This window comes from Macrococcus equipercicus (assembly GCF_024205945.1).
In the GTDB taxonomy this organism is placed as follows: domain Bacteria; phylum Bacillota; class Bacilli; order Staphylococcales; family Staphylococcaceae; genus Macrococcus; species Macrococcus equipercicus.
Genome location: NZ_CP073809.1, coordinates 32086 through 47811, shown reverse-complemented (window position 1 = coordinate 47811; position 15726 = coordinate 32086). Strand labels below are relative to the sequence as shown.

The following is a 15726-nucleotide window of genomic DNA, read 5'->3' as shown; positions in this document are numbered from 1 at the left end:
TACTTTAGCCTAACGAGAATTCGTTAGGCTTTATATTTCAATCATCTAAATCCATTTTAAGATTATATTATCACTTTGGAGGTGATTAAAATGAAGGTACTCGCATACACACGTGTCAGTACTAAAAAACAACAATCATTAGAAGCACAGAAGGATGCTATTATTCATTTGGCAGTACGGGAAGGTATATCTGTTGATGATATATATTTCTATTCGGATACAGGTTCCGGCAGCAATGATAAACGAACACAGTATCAAACAATGCTAAGACAACTACAGGATGATTCCGAAGTAACGACCGTACTGGTTTACCGACTGAACCGCATCGGAAGAAACTTAAAACATACGCTAGAATTCCTAGATGTATGTCAAAACAAGCGTATTAAAGTCATAAGCGTTTCAGATGGTATCTTTGATTTGTCGAAAGCATTCGATCGATTCAAATTACAGGTTATCTCAGCACTTGCTGAAATGGAATTAGACAACATATCTACATTTGTGAGGAACGGTAACTTACAAAAAGTTCGTGAGGGACAGATGATCAGTACAAATGCCCCCTTCGGCTATATTTATAAAGATGGAAGATACATCATCCATGAAGATGAAGCTAAGACAGTTAAGTTCATTTACGAGCGTTACATTCAAGGTAAAGGATACAAAGCAATCAGCAAAGAATTGCAACAAAGCGGTACCCTAGTACCAGAATATCAAGTACGCAATATATTACTAAACACGTCCTATACAGGTGTGATGAAGACACCTTACGGAATTGAATTAAACGGGCTATATAGACCAATTATCAGCCAAACCACATTTAACGAAGCGGCTAGCATAAGAAATCGTAAAAGAATAGCAACTCATCAGACGAAAAGTCAGTTAAAGAAGTTCTTAAAGTGTCCTTGTTGTGGAAGTACATTGACTACTCATCAGGTTAAACGAAACGATAAGACTCATTACTACTATGTATGCAGAAATCATAAGAAAAGTTCAATGAATTATTGTCCCTTCGTATCTATTAATGGTAAGGATATTGAAGATGATGTACTTCAGACCGTACGAAACTTCATTATGATTAACCAGACATACAAACACATTATGCAGGCAATAAACCGCATACGTAAGGATCAAATTAAAATGCAGTCGAATAGTGAAAGATTAAGAACAAAACTTGTTGAGCAGTTAGCAGAAGGTAAAATCAGTGCAGTTGATTTTGCTGAACAGGTTAATCAAAAAACAAAAAATATCAAAACAATTCCTAATATCGATAACACTAAGTTAACACCTATCTTGAATAAAGTGAGTAAACGTTTAACACTCGAAGAAATTAAACCATATATAGAGCAAATTGTTATCAACGAACAAAGAGAGCTTAAAGCGGTTTATATAAAAGATTATCCTGTCAACTTAGTAGCAGTAACTCAGGACAACAGTACTGAAAAATTGAAAATGGAGGTATAATCATGAATAAAAAAGCAGCGATTTACGCAAGGGTTTCGACAGTAGCTCAAGCAGAAGAAGGATTTAGTATTGATGGACAAATTGCATTGCTGAAGGATGTTTGTAAACAAAATGGTTATGATGTTTATGACATATATGTAGACAGAGGAATCAGTGGTAAAAATATGGACCGTCCTGCATTATTACAGATGAATGAGGATGCACGTCAAGGAAAATTTCAAGTTATCGCAGTTTTTAAAACAAATCGATTAGCTCGTAATACATCTGACTTATTAAAAATGGTAGAAGAATATCAGAAAAATAATGTTGAATTTTTAAGTTATTCGGAAAAATTTGATACGACATCAGCGGCGGGAAAATTAATGCTACAAATCATTTCCAGCATGGCAGAATTCGAACGTAACCAAATAGTGGAAAATGTAACAATGGGATTGGAAAAAAGAGCTAAAAATGGTTATTATAATGGAAATAAATTGTTAGGTTATGATAAAATCCCTAATGATAAGAGACACTTAGCAATTAATGAATCAGAAGCTGAAATTGTTAGACGTATATTCAATGAATATGCCAATGGTAAAGGTTATCGTGCAATTGCGAATGGTCTGAACAAAGAAGGTCTTAGAACAAAGAAAGGTAATCCATTCGATATTGCCGGTGTGAAGTATATCTTGAATAATGTATTTTATATTGGTCAAATCAAGTTCCAACAGTACATTGGTTGGAATGAGAAGAGACGTAAAGGCTATAATCCTAATCCTATTATCGCAGAAGGTAAGCACGAACCAATCATTGAAAAAGATTTGTGGGATAAAGTTCAACGTCGTATGGCAGAAATGAGCAAGAAGCCTCAAGTTCATGGCAAAGGGACGAATGTATTAACTGGCTTAATCCGTTGCAGTTCCTGTGGCCATGCACATGCTGCAGCCAATACCGTCAACACGGTTAAGGGTGAAAAGAAAAAGATACGTTATTACTCATGTAGTCAATTTAAAAATAAAGGTGCGGCTGTCTGTTCAGCAAATTCGGTACGAGCTGACCTTATCGAACCTTATGTCATGAATAGAGTCATCGAAGTAATTAATAATGATAAAATTCTAGAAAAAGTTGTGGCAAGAGCGAATGAACGACTCCAAGAACAACCCGTACAGATAGATCGTAACATCAACATCAAAAAAGCTGAAATGAATGAATTACAAACAAAGCTAAACAACTTAACTGTAGCTTTATCATCTTCGCCTGATTTAGCTCCCGTACTTAAAGATAGTATCAATGAATATCAGGATAACATCACTAAAATCGAAAACGAAATACTACTACTCACTGAAAAGCTTAAAGACAAACATATACCCACTATATCAGTTGATGAAGTAAAGACAGCACTGAAAGCTATTTTCAAAGACGTAGAACGTTTGGAAAAGCATCAACTTAAAGCTCTATATTTATCTGTCATTGAAGAAATTCACTTCCGTAAGCACAAAGAACCTGGCAAGAAATATGAGTTCTTTATAACACTTAAGATCACACCAGAAGTATTGAAAGAAGTATTCAATGATAAACAACCAGAGGAAGCGCTACTCAGCGCTTCCTCTTTATTTTTGTCTAATAACATACTATATCTAGAGATATGATCTATTCCCGTTATCCCGTTAATATTTTTATATACATTACTGATTACAGCAATATCGTAATACAATTAATTAATGACTCGTTCTATATCTGAAATACTACGGGAACACGGAAAAGTTTACTTACTCAATGATTTTGTAATGTAATACTCAGTCACCAAAGCATCCTTGCACTCCATAAGCTTAGGTAATGCTTCATAGAAATCCCTAGACTCCTTAAGCGCTTTATAACACAGAAACATATTAATCTTAATTTGCTTTTCACTTAAAACATTAGAGTTGAAGATTTCTTCCATTAACGATTCTTGTTGCATTTCCACACTCTCCTCTTAATGTAATATGAATACAATTTGATTATACAATTTCAATTTAACTTATAGTGTAAAATTTCTATTAATTATTTATTAAAATATTAAATGATGTATTTCCCGTAATCCCGTAAATATTTTTGAATATATTATTAATAAGCCTGATTTCATTATGAAAGTTTAAATGATACTTAACTTTATACTCAAAAAAATACGGGAAAACGGGAACTGGATTATGTAGAAAAAATAGCAGGATAAATGAGACGCACTTGCGTATCACAACGTCCAACTATAAAAAAACCGTATCATTTTTGAGACGATAAATTCAACTCTATATTCATCAAAATTATTCTCTTTTATTTATGTAATCCCCCACTTCATTCCAATACCACTATACAGCAATCGTAATTAATTCTCTTTCGAATATATATTATATATTCGATGTATCATACACATCGAATATAGACAGGGAGGAATTATTCATGAGTTTATCAGAACAGCTATGTAAGTTTGTAGAAAGGCGTTTTAAGTATCTAAATGATATCTGGTATTTCGAACATGTAGAAACAACTTTAGGAGAAATATTTGATAGTAAGGATTTATCTGGAGATCTAAGTGCAGATAAGGAAGTTGATACCTTTACCTATTTTTCTATGACATTAGATGATGAACATGTTTATCCATTTATCGTACAGGATGACAAACAGATCATCGCAATGGGTTATATCGAAGAGGAAGAGTTGAAATTAATCTATTTAACAGACGGAAAAAGTATTTTTATTGATGAGTTACATCTTCTCGATACTAACAAGGAGAGTGTTCAAAATGAAACAGTGGGTTAAGTTTGCGCAAGTCACTATTGTTGTAATCAATGAAATTATCAATAAGTTTGGAGATGGTCGCAATGAGTAAATACCAGACGTATATCACACGTGGGATTGATGAACATATTCCTAGCAGTATCATCAACATCATATGGTCGCTCGTACTAAAAAGAGAAGAAGAAGCGGCAAAATATAATGAAACACCAGACTACTTAAGTATCTTTCACATCAGAAAAACAGATAAAGATAATGTCATTTGTATTAAGCATCTACAGGAACAACCACCATATTCTAATACCTATAAATTCATATCGAATGAAGTTTTCACAAGACAAAAGGTCTACGTTATCCGAGAAGATACCGTAGACCTTAAATATTTTGTAATGTTACTACCGGATGAATATTAACTATAAAGGAGCTTAACTATGTTTACTAAAATAACAAATACACTTACAACGAATGCTGTATTCAGCGAAGATGGAAACCATAGATATCTACTCACAAAGTCCTGGGATACCAACCAGAAAACATGCACTATTGTCACTAAGTTCCCTGCAAATGAGGGAACCCTTTATCTAGATCTCACTACATTTCTAACGCTTAATCAACTTTCAAAGCTTGGATACGGGACAATTCATATGGTTAACCTATACTCGAATATCAAATCTCCACATAACAAGAAACACTTAGATGATGGCTACGACAAACATACAGACATACACATCATGGATGCTGCAAAGGAATCAGATACAATCATTATTGCTTATGGCTCCTATGGAAAGAATCCTAAAGTAATCCCTCGTGCAGAAGAAGTGATGAAGATGTTGAAACCACATCAAAAGAAAATCAAACATCTTATCAATCCTACTAATTCAGAAGACATACACCCACTTAATCCAATCGCTCGACAGGAATGGGTACTAAAATAAAAATGTAAAAGGAGCTATTAAAATGCATAAAAAGAAAATCAATGTCGTATCAATACAAATGGTTAAAGAGAAGGTCATGTGGTATCCAGAACGAAAGGTGTCATCACCAGAAAAAGCTGCAAAGATTATGCGAGAATTTGTAGGTCCCTCTGACAGAGAAGTATTTGTTGTCCTTTCACTAAACACTAAAAATGAACCAACTCACATCGAAAAGGTATCAGTAGGTTCGCTCAATGCTTCAATCATACATCCTAGAGAAGTATTCAAATCAGCAATACTATCAAATGCCGCTAACATCATACTGGGACATAATCATCCAAGTGGTCATCCTCAACCATCATATGAAGATATCGAAGCTACAAAACGTCTATATGAAGTAGGTGAATTGATTGGAATAGATGTCCTCGATCATATCATCTTTACAGATGATTCATTCATTTCACTAAAAGAAAGTGGTCATCTCTAAAGGTTAGACATTATGTGTCTGACCTTTATTTTTTTATTGACGATTTGTCACATCCATATATAAACAAACAGATTTTTCATCATCCCATATCTGTAAAAACTATACAAAATTTTTGGAGAGTGACATTAGGTGTCTAATCATTTTTATAAAATATAGATACAGCGATAAGGGGTGGATTGATGAACAAAGCACAACGTCTTCTAACGATCTATACTCGTCTTCTTAACAATCAAGGAGTTAACAAGATGAATCTAGCTGATGAGTTAGAAGTCGATGAAAGGACAATACAACGAGATATAGACGATATTAGAAATTATCTATTCGATAATGAAGAGTACCAACAGAGAATGGAAGTTACGTATCAACATAAATCGAATGAGTATCGACTAGTAAGAAAAGAATCCGTACTCGATAGCAGCACCTTCTCTTTACTTATAACGCATCTACAAGGTCATTCAACAGTCATTACGCAAGATATGTACGAACTATTAAAGCAAATCATCTACAAGTTCTATAACCATGACGGAAAGTACTTATTAGAACAGCTGAAGAAATTTACAGTGATAAATGACGTTCCAACTAGTACGGTCTCTAAACTCCAGGTTGCAATAAAGTACCAAAATAAGATTAGCTTCCTTTATGGAGGAGAAAGAATTACCGGTATACCTGTCAATATAACGAGTAATCATAGTCAGTACATGTTGTGGCTAAAGAAAAGAACTTTGAAATTTTCTATAAGAGATATTAAAGATTTACAGATTATAGGCACAGAACACCTTCCCAACGAAAAAGTCGTACTGAAGATGACAAAAGATGTTTGGCATATTCTTAGGCACCAGTATAAAGTCGATACAATAGAAACCTTTTCTGATAATCAAATCACTGTAACATTCGACATGACTTATCCTGAAGTAATGAAAGTTTGTATACTCTATAGTCCTCATATCATGTTAATCTCACCTTCTTATATGTATCAACCCTTAGTCAATTTCATATTGGCAATAAACGCTGTATATATGAACCAACAGATACAAATCAATAATGAAAGTAAGGAGATTGACAATGAAGATAAAGAACAAAGAGGAATTAAATAAAGCAAAGAAAGCCGCTATGAAGATTGTTAAACAACGTTCTACAGCAAGTGGAGCAATTGCAGCTATTCCTGTTCCAGGAGTAGATTTAGCTGCAGATGTCGGTTTAATCATGGAAGTAGTCAATAAAGTAAATAGAAAGTTCGGCTTATCACACGAAGAAATCGAGGAACTAGATGCCGATGAGAAACAAAAAGTACTTGTGATCGTCACTTCAATCGGTAATCAATTTGTAGGTAAAGTACTTACAAAGGAACTTGTAACTCGTACTCTAAAAAAGATTGGGATTAAGAAAGTCACACAGAAACAAGTCGCAAAATATATCCCTTTTGCAGGAGCTGCTATTTCTGGTGGTATCAGTTATGCCGCTATGTATTCGTTAGGCAAAAATCATGTAGAAGAATGTTACGAGATATGTCTCCAATTGCTAGAAGAAAACAATAACTAATGGAGGATGCTAAATAAATATGATTAATATCATAAAAACAATAGCAAGAATCCCATTTTTAAAACAAATAAACGATAAACCTCTTAGAGATGACGTGATTATTATCGGAAATGATTATAAAAATTTATCAGACCAAAAACTTATGGATATGTATAAATATCATAAAAACAATGAAAATTTTCGAGAATATATCCCTATAAAAAAGACACTAGAAGATAGAGGATACTCAATCAATGAATATTAATGGAGGAAAATATTATGAGTGAACTGTTAAATAAAGCTGGCTCAATAGCTGGTAAAGTCGCACGTGGTGCAGGAATGGCAGTTGTAGGTTTAGGCGTAGGTATATTTCAGGAAGGTAAGAATGCAGTAAATAAACGTCTAAAAGAGATTGAAAAATTTGAAGGAGAACTTAAACACAAGACTGACTCCTCATTACAAAGTGAATATAGAAGTGCTCAAGGCGCTAAAAAAGTTGCGATTAGAAATTTATTAAAAAACAGAGGTTACAAATACGACGAAGACACAAAACGTTGGCACTAAAAGAAAAGGATATTAAAACATTATGAAGAAACGAATACTAATCATTATCGGTGTAATCATCGCATTATTTTTAGCGTTTAAAATCGTGTTACCTAAGACTATTGCAATTAATCAAATTGAACCAGTAAATATTCAAAACTTACAGATAAAAATTCAGAACACAGGTAATTATGACAATGTTGTTCAAGTCGAACTAGATATATTACCTAATAAAGGTTCCGGGAAATTTAATCCTTATAAGGACTTTGCGATGGTAGCAGATGGAAAGAAATTAAAGTTACATGCGCTTAACGACAAGAAGGTAATCGCTAATAAATATCAAGTAACAGGCAATGCTGATAGTCTCTGGATAATAGATTACGAGTATAATGAAAGACCAACTGATTTAAAATTCCAAATCATCGACAGAAAATTATTTGGAAATGAAGTGTATGAATATAACATGGAAACACACTACTTAAATTAACAGGAGGAAACACCGTGGCAGATTATAAAAAGATTGCTAAGGACAAAATTCGTGAAGCTAAATTAGACGAAAAAGCAAAAACATATTATGCAAAAGGAAAACAGTTATCACAGGAGAAAGACTTAAAGAAGAATTCTGCTGAATACAGCAAAGGATTCATTAACGGACTAAAAAATATGGAAACTATCCCAGTGTTAGCATTAACATTCGTTATGATGCTATTGCTATGGATACCGATGATGTATGGATCCATGACGATTTCTCTACTTACAGGTCAAGACGGTATGAGTAATAAAGAAATGCGTGAACTAGACGGCAGATTACAAGAGCGCTATAACGATATGATAGGAGAATAACAATGACAGCATCTAAAATTATACAGTTACTATTATTACAATTCCTTTGCGTATTCATCGTAATACAAATAGGATTAGTGATGGTTGGATTTTCATTTATAACCATTCTCTTCTGGTCATACTTACTGTTTGTAATTATCTATGTTGGATTTTTAGCACCGCGCTGGAAGAAAAAAGATAAAGTTGTTAAATAATAAATACGCTCATCTCTAATTACAGAGATGAGCGTATTTTATATTTTTTTTAGTTTATTTAACTACATGTAAAAACTCTAAATTTTACGGATAATTTTACACAATAAGTATATAACATTATAAAATAGTAATGACAAAATCAATCATCAGGAGGCACTTTATGATACTTGCTGATAGAATTAAAGACCTTATCTACATCGATTATAAACTCAACCAAGACCTAAAAGAGTATGGCAGTTGTTATATCGGAAAACAGGATATTAACGAGTTGCATAAAGCATTAAAAATACTCAATGATAGCAATAGATTTCGTTTCATTGTGGGCTATAACGCTGATGATCCAGAAAATATTACCTACGAACGCTTCGATGAGAAGAAGTCTACTCGTGTGTCGCCTGAAGCGGTTATTAAGCTGTTACAAGATACTATCGATACAATTCAGCAGCTAGTTGATGAAGATAGGCTTGCAGCTATTATTAAAGATGATAATTCAATAATAATACAGTCAATTTCTACAGACGAAATGACTATTGATATCTCATAATAATATAATATTTTCATACCCTAATATAATTGTTTTATTATATATTATCTAGAATACAAGTCGGATTAGCTTTGAATATTATCTCATACCTATCCATCCTATTCTGGTGGTTCTTGTTGTTTACTATTGTCTATGTAGGATTTCTTGCACCTCGATGGAAAAGAAAAATTTAATTTTTTGATAAAAAATAACCACTATTTCTTAAAAAATAAGTAGTGGTTATTTTAGGATTAAATAGTATCGGAAATGATTGTTAAAAATACGAGCATCTTCCGCTTTACTTGAAAGATGTTCAATTATTTTTTTATTGTTGACTTGCCATTAATTCTGCTTGTTCTACTACTTGTTCTACTGCTATTTTCTGAAGATCTGGTGGATAGCCATATTTCTTTAATAATCTACGAACTTGTACTCTCATTTTAGCTTTGGCACTATCACGTTTAGACCAATCCACACTCATGTTATCCTTAACGGTTTTAGTTAATTCATGTGCAATGGCTCTTAATTCTTTATCGCCCATTGCCTCTTTTGCTGTTTCATGTGAAGCTAATGCGTCATAAAATGCAATTTCTTCAGTACTTAAACCTAAGTCATTACCTCGTTGCTGCTCTTGCTTAATTTCTTTAGCCATTTGAATCAATTCTTCAATTACTTTTGATGCTTCTATAGAACGATTATTGTATTTTTGTATTGATTTACTTAGCATCTCAGAAAACCTCTTAGACACTGTAGCGTTTGTTTTCATTAATGACTTAACTTGTCCTTTAAGTAATTTGTTCAACAACTCAACTGCAACATTTTTTTGCTGTAGTCCTTCTACATCTTTTAAGAAATCATCTGACAAGATTGAGATATCTGGATTTTCAATTCCGAGTGTTTGATAAATATCTACAACTTCTTCAGTTACAACTGACTTTGAAATCAATTGATTGATTTCTGCTTCTATTTCAGCAGGTGTCTTTTTACGCTTGCTTCCTTCACTAGGTGGAGCTAATAATTTAACAAGCCCTGATTTTACTGCTTTTAAAAACGCAATTTCACTATTCAGTTCTTGAGCAGCTTCCTCTGTTGCACATAATGCAAATGCCTTAGAAAGTTCTGTGACTGTTGTAACAAATCGCTCTCTTTCTTTCTCACCTAATCCAATAATATAATCCATCGTATTTGAGATAGCATTATAGCGATTTAATTGATCTTCTGACTCAAAATCAGAATAGTCATGGTTATATAGCATATCTTGAATGATATCGTATTTCATTAACATTAGTTCTAGCGCTTTATCTGTATCTATACCTGTTTGTTCTCTATCAGAGTCCGTATACTCTTTTAGTGCTTCCTTCAGACTTTCAGCAATACCTACATAGTCAACAATTAAGCCGCCCGGTTTATCTTTAAATACTCTATTAACACGTGCAATAGCTTGCATTAAGTTGTGACCTTTCATCGGTTTATCTATGTACATTGTATGCATTGAAGGTACATCAAATCCTGTTAACCACATGTCTCGCACAATTACGAGTTGCAATTCATCATTAACATCTTTCATACGATTCTCTAAAAGGTTTCTTCGCTTTTTCGGACCTATATGTTTTTGGAAGTTTTGCGGATCACTTGATGAACCTGTCATAACGACTTTGATAACACCTTTGTCATCATCATCTGAATGCCATTCGGGTTTAAGCTTTACAATTTCATCATATAAATCGACTGCAATACGACGACTCATTGTGACAATCATGCCTTTCCCCTTCATTGCTTTCTGTCTTATTTCAAAGTGATTAATAATATCAGTCGCTAAAGCATGTACACGTTGTTCTGCACCAGATAGAGCTTCTATACGTGACCATTTAGATTTCAATCGAGATTTAGTATCTTCTTCTTGGCCAGAAGTAATGACATCATATGCTTCATCAATGTCTAAATCGGTTGGTAAATTTAATGGAATAATACGACTTTCATAGTATATTTTAACTGTACTACCGTCTTCTACAGATTGTGTCATATCATATACATCAATATAATTACCAAATACCATTTGCGTATTCTTATCTGTAGAAGATACAGGTGTTCCAGTAAAACCAACGAACGAAGCGTTAGGTAAAGCATCTCTTAAATATTTTGCATACCCATATTTGATACCTTCACCTTTTTCATCGTAAGTTGCTTTGAAACCATATTGTGTACGGTGTGCTTCGTCTGCCATTACTACTACATTTTTACGGTCTGTTAATGCATCCATTGTCACTTGACCTTCTTCAGGTTCGAATTTCTGCATAGTTGTAAATACGATACCACCTGATTCTACAGATAATAGTTCTTTCAATTCTTTTCGTGATTCGGCTTGTTTAGGTGTTTGTCTTAGTAATCCTTTACCTGAACGTCCTTTGGACTTAACAAAAGTACCATACAATTGATTGTCTAAGTCATTACGGTCTGTTACGACCACTAATGTTGGATTATTTAATTTTTGAATTAACTTTCCTGAGAAGAAAACCATTGTCAAACTCTTACCAGACCCCTGTGTATGCCAAATAACACCACCTTTACCATCACCATGTTCAGACGTTGCTTCCATAGCACGATCAACAGCTTTATTAACTGCATAATATTGATGATATGCAGCTAATATTTTAACTATATTTCCTTTACCATCATCTTGAAACAAAACAAAATGACGTATTAAATCTAATAGTACTTCTTTATTTAACATACCGTGAATCAATATATCTAAACTACGAAACGTTGATGAATCTTCAGTTTTTCCATCTTTAGTACGCCAAGTCATAAAACGATCATAATCAGCTGTTAAAGAACCAGCTTTTGTATTTATACCATCACTCGTTACTAATACTGCATTATGATTAAATAATTGTGGAATTCTCATTTTATAAGTTTCTAACTGATGATACCCGTCTTCAATACCAACAGATTCATTTGTAGAATTTTTCAGTTCAATTACCACTACTGGTAATCCATTTATGAATAACACAATATCAGGTCGCTTTTTATAATCTCCATTCACAACAGTTAATTGATTAACCGCTAAGAAATCATTATTTCCTGGGTTATCAAAGTCGAATACATACACCAAATCATTAATCGTTTCACCATCATCATTATAGTGTTCAACCTCAATACCATTAGTAATCATTTCATGGAAAGAACGGTTATTCTCTAATAAACTAGGAGACTTCTCAATAGAAATTTCACGCATAGCCTGTTCAATTGCACTATTATTTAGTTCAGGATTAATACGTCTCAAAGCCGCTTCCAAACGATCATCAAGCACAACATCTTTGTCGCTCTCCCGTTCATTCATAATCCCATTTTCACTAATATCTCGACCATTCTTAACAGAATAACCAAGACCCTCAAACCATTTCAATGCAACTTGTTCTAAATCATCTTCACTAAATTGAAAGCTCATCTTCATTCACCTCGATGTCATCAGGTATCTCAATTTCACCTGACATTAATTTAGGTAGTAATGTGTCACGGAGTTGGATTAAATTTTCATTTTCTTTATTTTTTTGATCCATCATTTTTAAAATATGATTGTTTTCCTTTTGATATTTTGAAAGCAAAGTTGCATTGGTTGGCATTACTACTTTAGTATTCTTAATATCTTTTTGGGATAATAGAGGTTGTGTAGAGCCTCTATTCAATGATATATAGTCTATACTTTTAAGTACTTGATATATAATGCTTTCAAAATCACTTATTATTACAAAAGTATTATCTGACGGCCATGTTCTTGTAGAAAATCTTTGGATTACACCATGAGTTCCTACTCTTCCAATTATAATAATTTTTTCATTATATAAATAATCATTGGTATAACCCATTATTTTACTAGCACCAATTATTGGCACCACATTTTCTATATCTTTTTTATCAACTTTATTTTTAGGTCTTTTACCACTTTTTATTTTTATATAATTTCCTAATTCATCAACTTTCCAACTCTTAGGTATTTCACCCAATTCACTATCAACCATCTCTCCGCCGCTTGATTTGTACGGATTTCCATTTTCATCAGGAAATTCAAAATCAACAAACCAACGTTTGAATAATGTTTGTGAAAGTTCTTCAAGGTTTGCTATGATTTGTTTGTTATTTTCAAGCTTACTTTCAATTTTTTGAATTAAATTTGTTATTTTAAATTGGTTTTTTTTATCAGGGAGAGTAATTTTTAAATATCTTAAATTTTTAATTGTAAGTGCTTTTTGAGTAGAACCTATTGTAACACGGTTAATCTCACCTATACCTTCTTTAGATTTAAACCAATAAAATAAATAGTATTGATTTAATAATGGTTTAAAATTTGTAAACCAGGTTAAATTTCCATCTTTAAAATAAAATTTTTCGTTTTTAACTATATAAGGAACCCCTAATGTACCAACAGAAGTAAGTAATAAATCTCCAGTTTCTGGCACACCATGTTTTTCTTCAATTTCTTCAAATTTCTTATTATCTATATATAATTTTTGTGAAATATCTAAACCGTTACTTTTTTCGATTATTTCTTTTGATCTATAAAATGGAACTCCTTTATTAACATAATCTTTTGCATAAATCCTTTTGCTAGATTTAATTTCACATAACTCTCCTAAAAAATACTCTTTAAACTCCATAACCTAATCCCTCCAATGATTTTCGGATTTGGTCTTCGAGTTCTTTTGATTTCGCAAATTGTTCACTTAAATCTGCTGTGATTCTTTCCATTTTCTGTTCAAATGGTTCTGAATCTTCTTCTACTTCTGCTAAGCCTACATAACGTCCTGGTGTTAAGATATATTCATTGTTTTTTATTTCTTCTGTCTTTGCTACTTTACAGAAGCCTGCTTTATCTTCATATTGGTTATCGCTTGTTCCACGCCATGAATGATAGACATTTGCTATATCTTTTATTTCATCATCTGAAAATTCTTTTAACGTTCTTGTTACCATACTTCCTATATTTCTAGCATCTATAAATAGTACTTCTCCACGTCGTTCATTCTTACCATTTTTAGCTTTATTTTTTGTCACGAACCACAAACATACTGGAATTTGAGTTGAATAAAATAGTTGCCCTGGTAATGTGACTATACATTCAACCAAGTCTTGTTCAATTAAGTTTTTACGTATTTCTAATTCATCTTTATTACTTGTAGACATTGAACCATTCGCTAATACAAATCCTGCAGTACCACTTGGTGCAAGCTTAGAAATCATATGTTCAATCCATGCATAGTTGGCATTACCTTTAGGTGGAATACCAAATTTCCAGCGATAGTCATCTAATAATTTTTCTTGTCCCCAATCACTTGCATTGAATGGTGGATTAGCCAATATAAAATCAGCTTTCAAATCTTTATGTAAATCATTATGAAATGTGTCTGCATGATGATCACCTAAATCATTATCTATACCTCGAATAGCCAAATTCATTTTTGCTAATTTCCAAGTAGTTGGATTAGATTCTTGACCATAAACAGCAATATCATCTATGCGGCCTTGATGTCGTTCGATAAAATGTTCACTTTGTACAAACATTCCGCCGGACCCACAACAAGGGTCATAAATTCTACCTTGATAAGGTTCAATCATTTCAACAAGTAATTTAACTATTGAAGCAGGTGTGTAGAATTCCCCAGCATTTTTACCTTCAGCGCTCGCAAATTTTGCGATAAAATATTCATAAACACGGCCTAAAATATCTTGCTTCTTACTTTCAGAATCTCCAACTTTGAATGTAAATAGGTCAATAATATCGCCTAATTTTTCTTTATCTAAAGCTGGTCTTGCATAATCTTTAGGTAATACACCTTTTAAAGACTCATTTTCTCTTTCAATTGCTATCATAGCTTTATCAATAATTTGACCGATTTCTGGTTTCTTTGAATTATCGTTAATATATTGCCAACGTGCTTCTTTAGGAACCCAGAAAATATTCTCTGCTAAGTATTCGTCCTTATCTTCTTCATCAGCGTATTCATCATTCAATAATTCTTCATACTTTTCCTCAAAAGAATCAGAAACATATTTCAAAAATATAATACCTAACGCTACATTCTTGTATTCTGCCGCATCCATACTTCCACGTAATTTATCTGCAGCTTGCCATAATTTTTCTTCAAATCCAATTGTCGCCATCTACAAAACCTCCTAAATAACTTCACATATTATTTATATTTTACCATTTTCATAGAGTTTTTGTTTAAAATGAAAAAAGACTAAATCAACGATTAAGTGTAAAATGTTATTGTGCTTTGATGGAATTAAGCACAATACATTGATAGATAAAGCAAAGGAGGAGGTAAATGGCTAATGTATATGGGAGGTATTCCTTGCGATATAATTTTATAGGAGCATTTAATTAAGTTAAAAGGTGTTGATTGTGTGTAAGATAATAATTTAAATATTGTGTAAAAAAGATCTATTCATTTACAAAATTCAAGTCAATAAAAGCAATTAAATAAAAATATGTGA

General features: G+C 32.7%; 17 protein-coding genes. 13 read left to right on the top strand and 4 right to left on the bottom strand.

Going from position 1 to position 15726, the window contains the following annotated elements:
* The first annotated feature begins 90 nt into the window (after positions 1-90).
* Both KFV11_RS00230 and KFV11_RS00225 read left to right on the top strand, forming a co-directional pair.
* Positions 91-1458 (top strand): recombinase family protein, encoded by a 1368-nt coding sequence (locus KFV11_RS00230; RefSeq protein WP_188017761.1) that lies wholly within the window; start codon positions 91-93, stop codon positions 1456-1458.
* 2 nt (positions 1459-1460) lie between these two features.
* Positions 1461-3086, top strand: a complete 1626-nt coding sequence (locus KFV11_RS00225; RefSeq protein WP_188017760.1) for a recombinase family protein — start codon at positions 1461-1463, stop codon at positions 3084-3086.
* 116 nt (positions 3087-3202) lie between these two features.
* Here KFV11_RS00225 and KFV11_RS00220 read toward each other — a convergent pair whose 3' ends face one another.
* Positions 3203-3403, bottom strand: coding sequence for a hypothetical protein (locus KFV11_RS00220; RefSeq protein WP_254249992.1), 201 nt, complete (start codon positions 3401-3403; stop codon positions 3203-3205).
* 470 nt (positions 3404-3873) lie between these two features.
* Between KFV11_RS00220 and KFV11_RS00215 the strand changes: the two genes are divergently transcribed.
* The 11 genes from KFV11_RS00215 to KFV11_RS00165 all read left to right on the top strand — a co-directional run bounded on the left by KFV11_RS00215 (position 3874) and on the right by KFV11_RS00165 (position 9252).
* A complete protein-coding gene (locus KFV11_RS00215) occupies positions 3874-4233 on the top strand; it encodes an SAUGI family uracil-DNA glycosylase inhibitor (protein ID WP_188017758.1) in 360 nt (119 codons plus the stop codon).
* Between the two features lie 29 nt (positions 4234-4262).
* Positions 4263-4622, top strand: a complete 360-nt coding sequence (locus KFV11_RS00210) for a DUF960 family protein (protein ID WP_254249991.1) — start codon at positions 4263-4265, stop codon at positions 4620-4622.
* A gap of 18 nt (positions 4623-4640) precedes the next feature.
* Entirely contained in the window at positions 4641-5144 is a 504-nt protein-coding gene (locus KFV11_RS00205) for a DUF1643 domain-containing protein (protein ID WP_188017756.1), read from the top strand.
* Between the two features lie 22 nt (positions 5145-5166).
* A complete protein-coding gene (locus KFV11_RS00200) occupies positions 5167-5610 on the top strand; it encodes a JAB domain-containing protein (RefSeq protein WP_188017755.1) in 444 nt (147 codons plus the stop codon).
* Between the two features lie 179 nt (positions 5611-5789).
* Positions 5790-6704 (top strand): helix-turn-helix transcriptional regulator, encoded by a 915-nt coding sequence (locus tag KFV11_RS00195; protein ID WP_254249990.1) that lies wholly within the window; start codon positions 5790-5792, stop codon positions 6702-6704.
* Complete coding sequence (locus KFV11_RS00190) at positions 6673-7149, top strand: hypothetical protein (RefSeq protein ID WP_086041441.1); 477 nt, start codon at positions 6673-6675, stop codon at positions 7147-7149. The genes KFV11_RS00195 and KFV11_RS00190 overlap by 32 nt, the downstream gene beginning before the upstream one ends.
* A gap of 19 nt (positions 7150-7168) precedes the next feature.
* Entirely contained in the window at positions 7169-7393 is a 225-nt protein-coding gene (locus KFV11_RS00185) for a hypothetical protein (protein WP_188017753.1), read from the top strand.
* A 14-nt stretch (positions 7394-7407) separates the two neighbouring features.
* Positions 7408-7692 (top strand): hypothetical protein, encoded by a 285-nt coding sequence (locus KFV11_RS00180; protein ID WP_188017752.1) that lies wholly within the window; start codon positions 7408-7410, stop codon positions 7690-7692.
* A gap of 22 nt (positions 7693-7714) precedes the next feature.
* Positions 7715-8158, top strand: coding sequence for a hypothetical protein (locus KFV11_RS00175; RefSeq protein WP_188017751.1), 444 nt, complete (start codon positions 7715-7717; stop codon positions 8156-8158).
* A gap of 14 nt (positions 8159-8172) precedes the next feature.
* A complete protein-coding gene (locus KFV11_RS00170) occupies positions 8173-8514 on the top strand; it encodes a hypothetical protein (RefSeq protein ID WP_188017750.1) in 342 nt (113 codons plus the stop codon).
* 354 nt (positions 8515-8868) lie between these two features.
* A complete protein-coding gene (locus tag KFV11_RS00165; protein WP_188017749.1) occupies positions 8869-9252 on the top strand; it encodes a hypothetical protein in 384 nt (127 codons plus the stop codon).
* 304 nt (positions 9253-9556) lie between these two features.
* Here the strand turns inward: KFV11_RS00165 and KFV11_RS00160 are convergent, their stop codons facing one another.
* From KFV11_RS00160 to KFV11_RS00150, 3 genes are read right to left on the bottom strand one after another with little or no spacing between them, the layout of a single operon-like run.
* A complete protein-coding gene (locus KFV11_RS00160; protein ID WP_254249989.1) occupies positions 9557-12679 on the bottom strand; it encodes a type I restriction endonuclease subunit R in 3123 nt (1040 codons plus the stop codon).
* Positions 12663-13886 carry a restriction endonuclease subunit S gene (locus KFV11_RS00155; protein ID WP_188017747.1) on the bottom strand — a complete coding sequence of 408 codons (1224 nt, stop codon included), beginning with the start codon at positions 13884-13886 and terminating at the stop codon, positions 12663-12665. Before KFV11_RS00155 ends, KFV11_RS00160 begins: the two co-directional genes overlap by 17 nt.
* Complete coding sequence (locus KFV11_RS00150; protein WP_254249988.1) at positions 13876-15390, bottom strand: class I SAM-dependent DNA methyltransferase; 1515 nt, start codon at positions 15388-15390, stop codon at positions 13876-13878. Before KFV11_RS00150 ends, KFV11_RS00155 begins: the two co-directional genes overlap by 11 nt.
* Between the last annotated feature and the right edge of the window lie 336 nt (positions 15391-15726).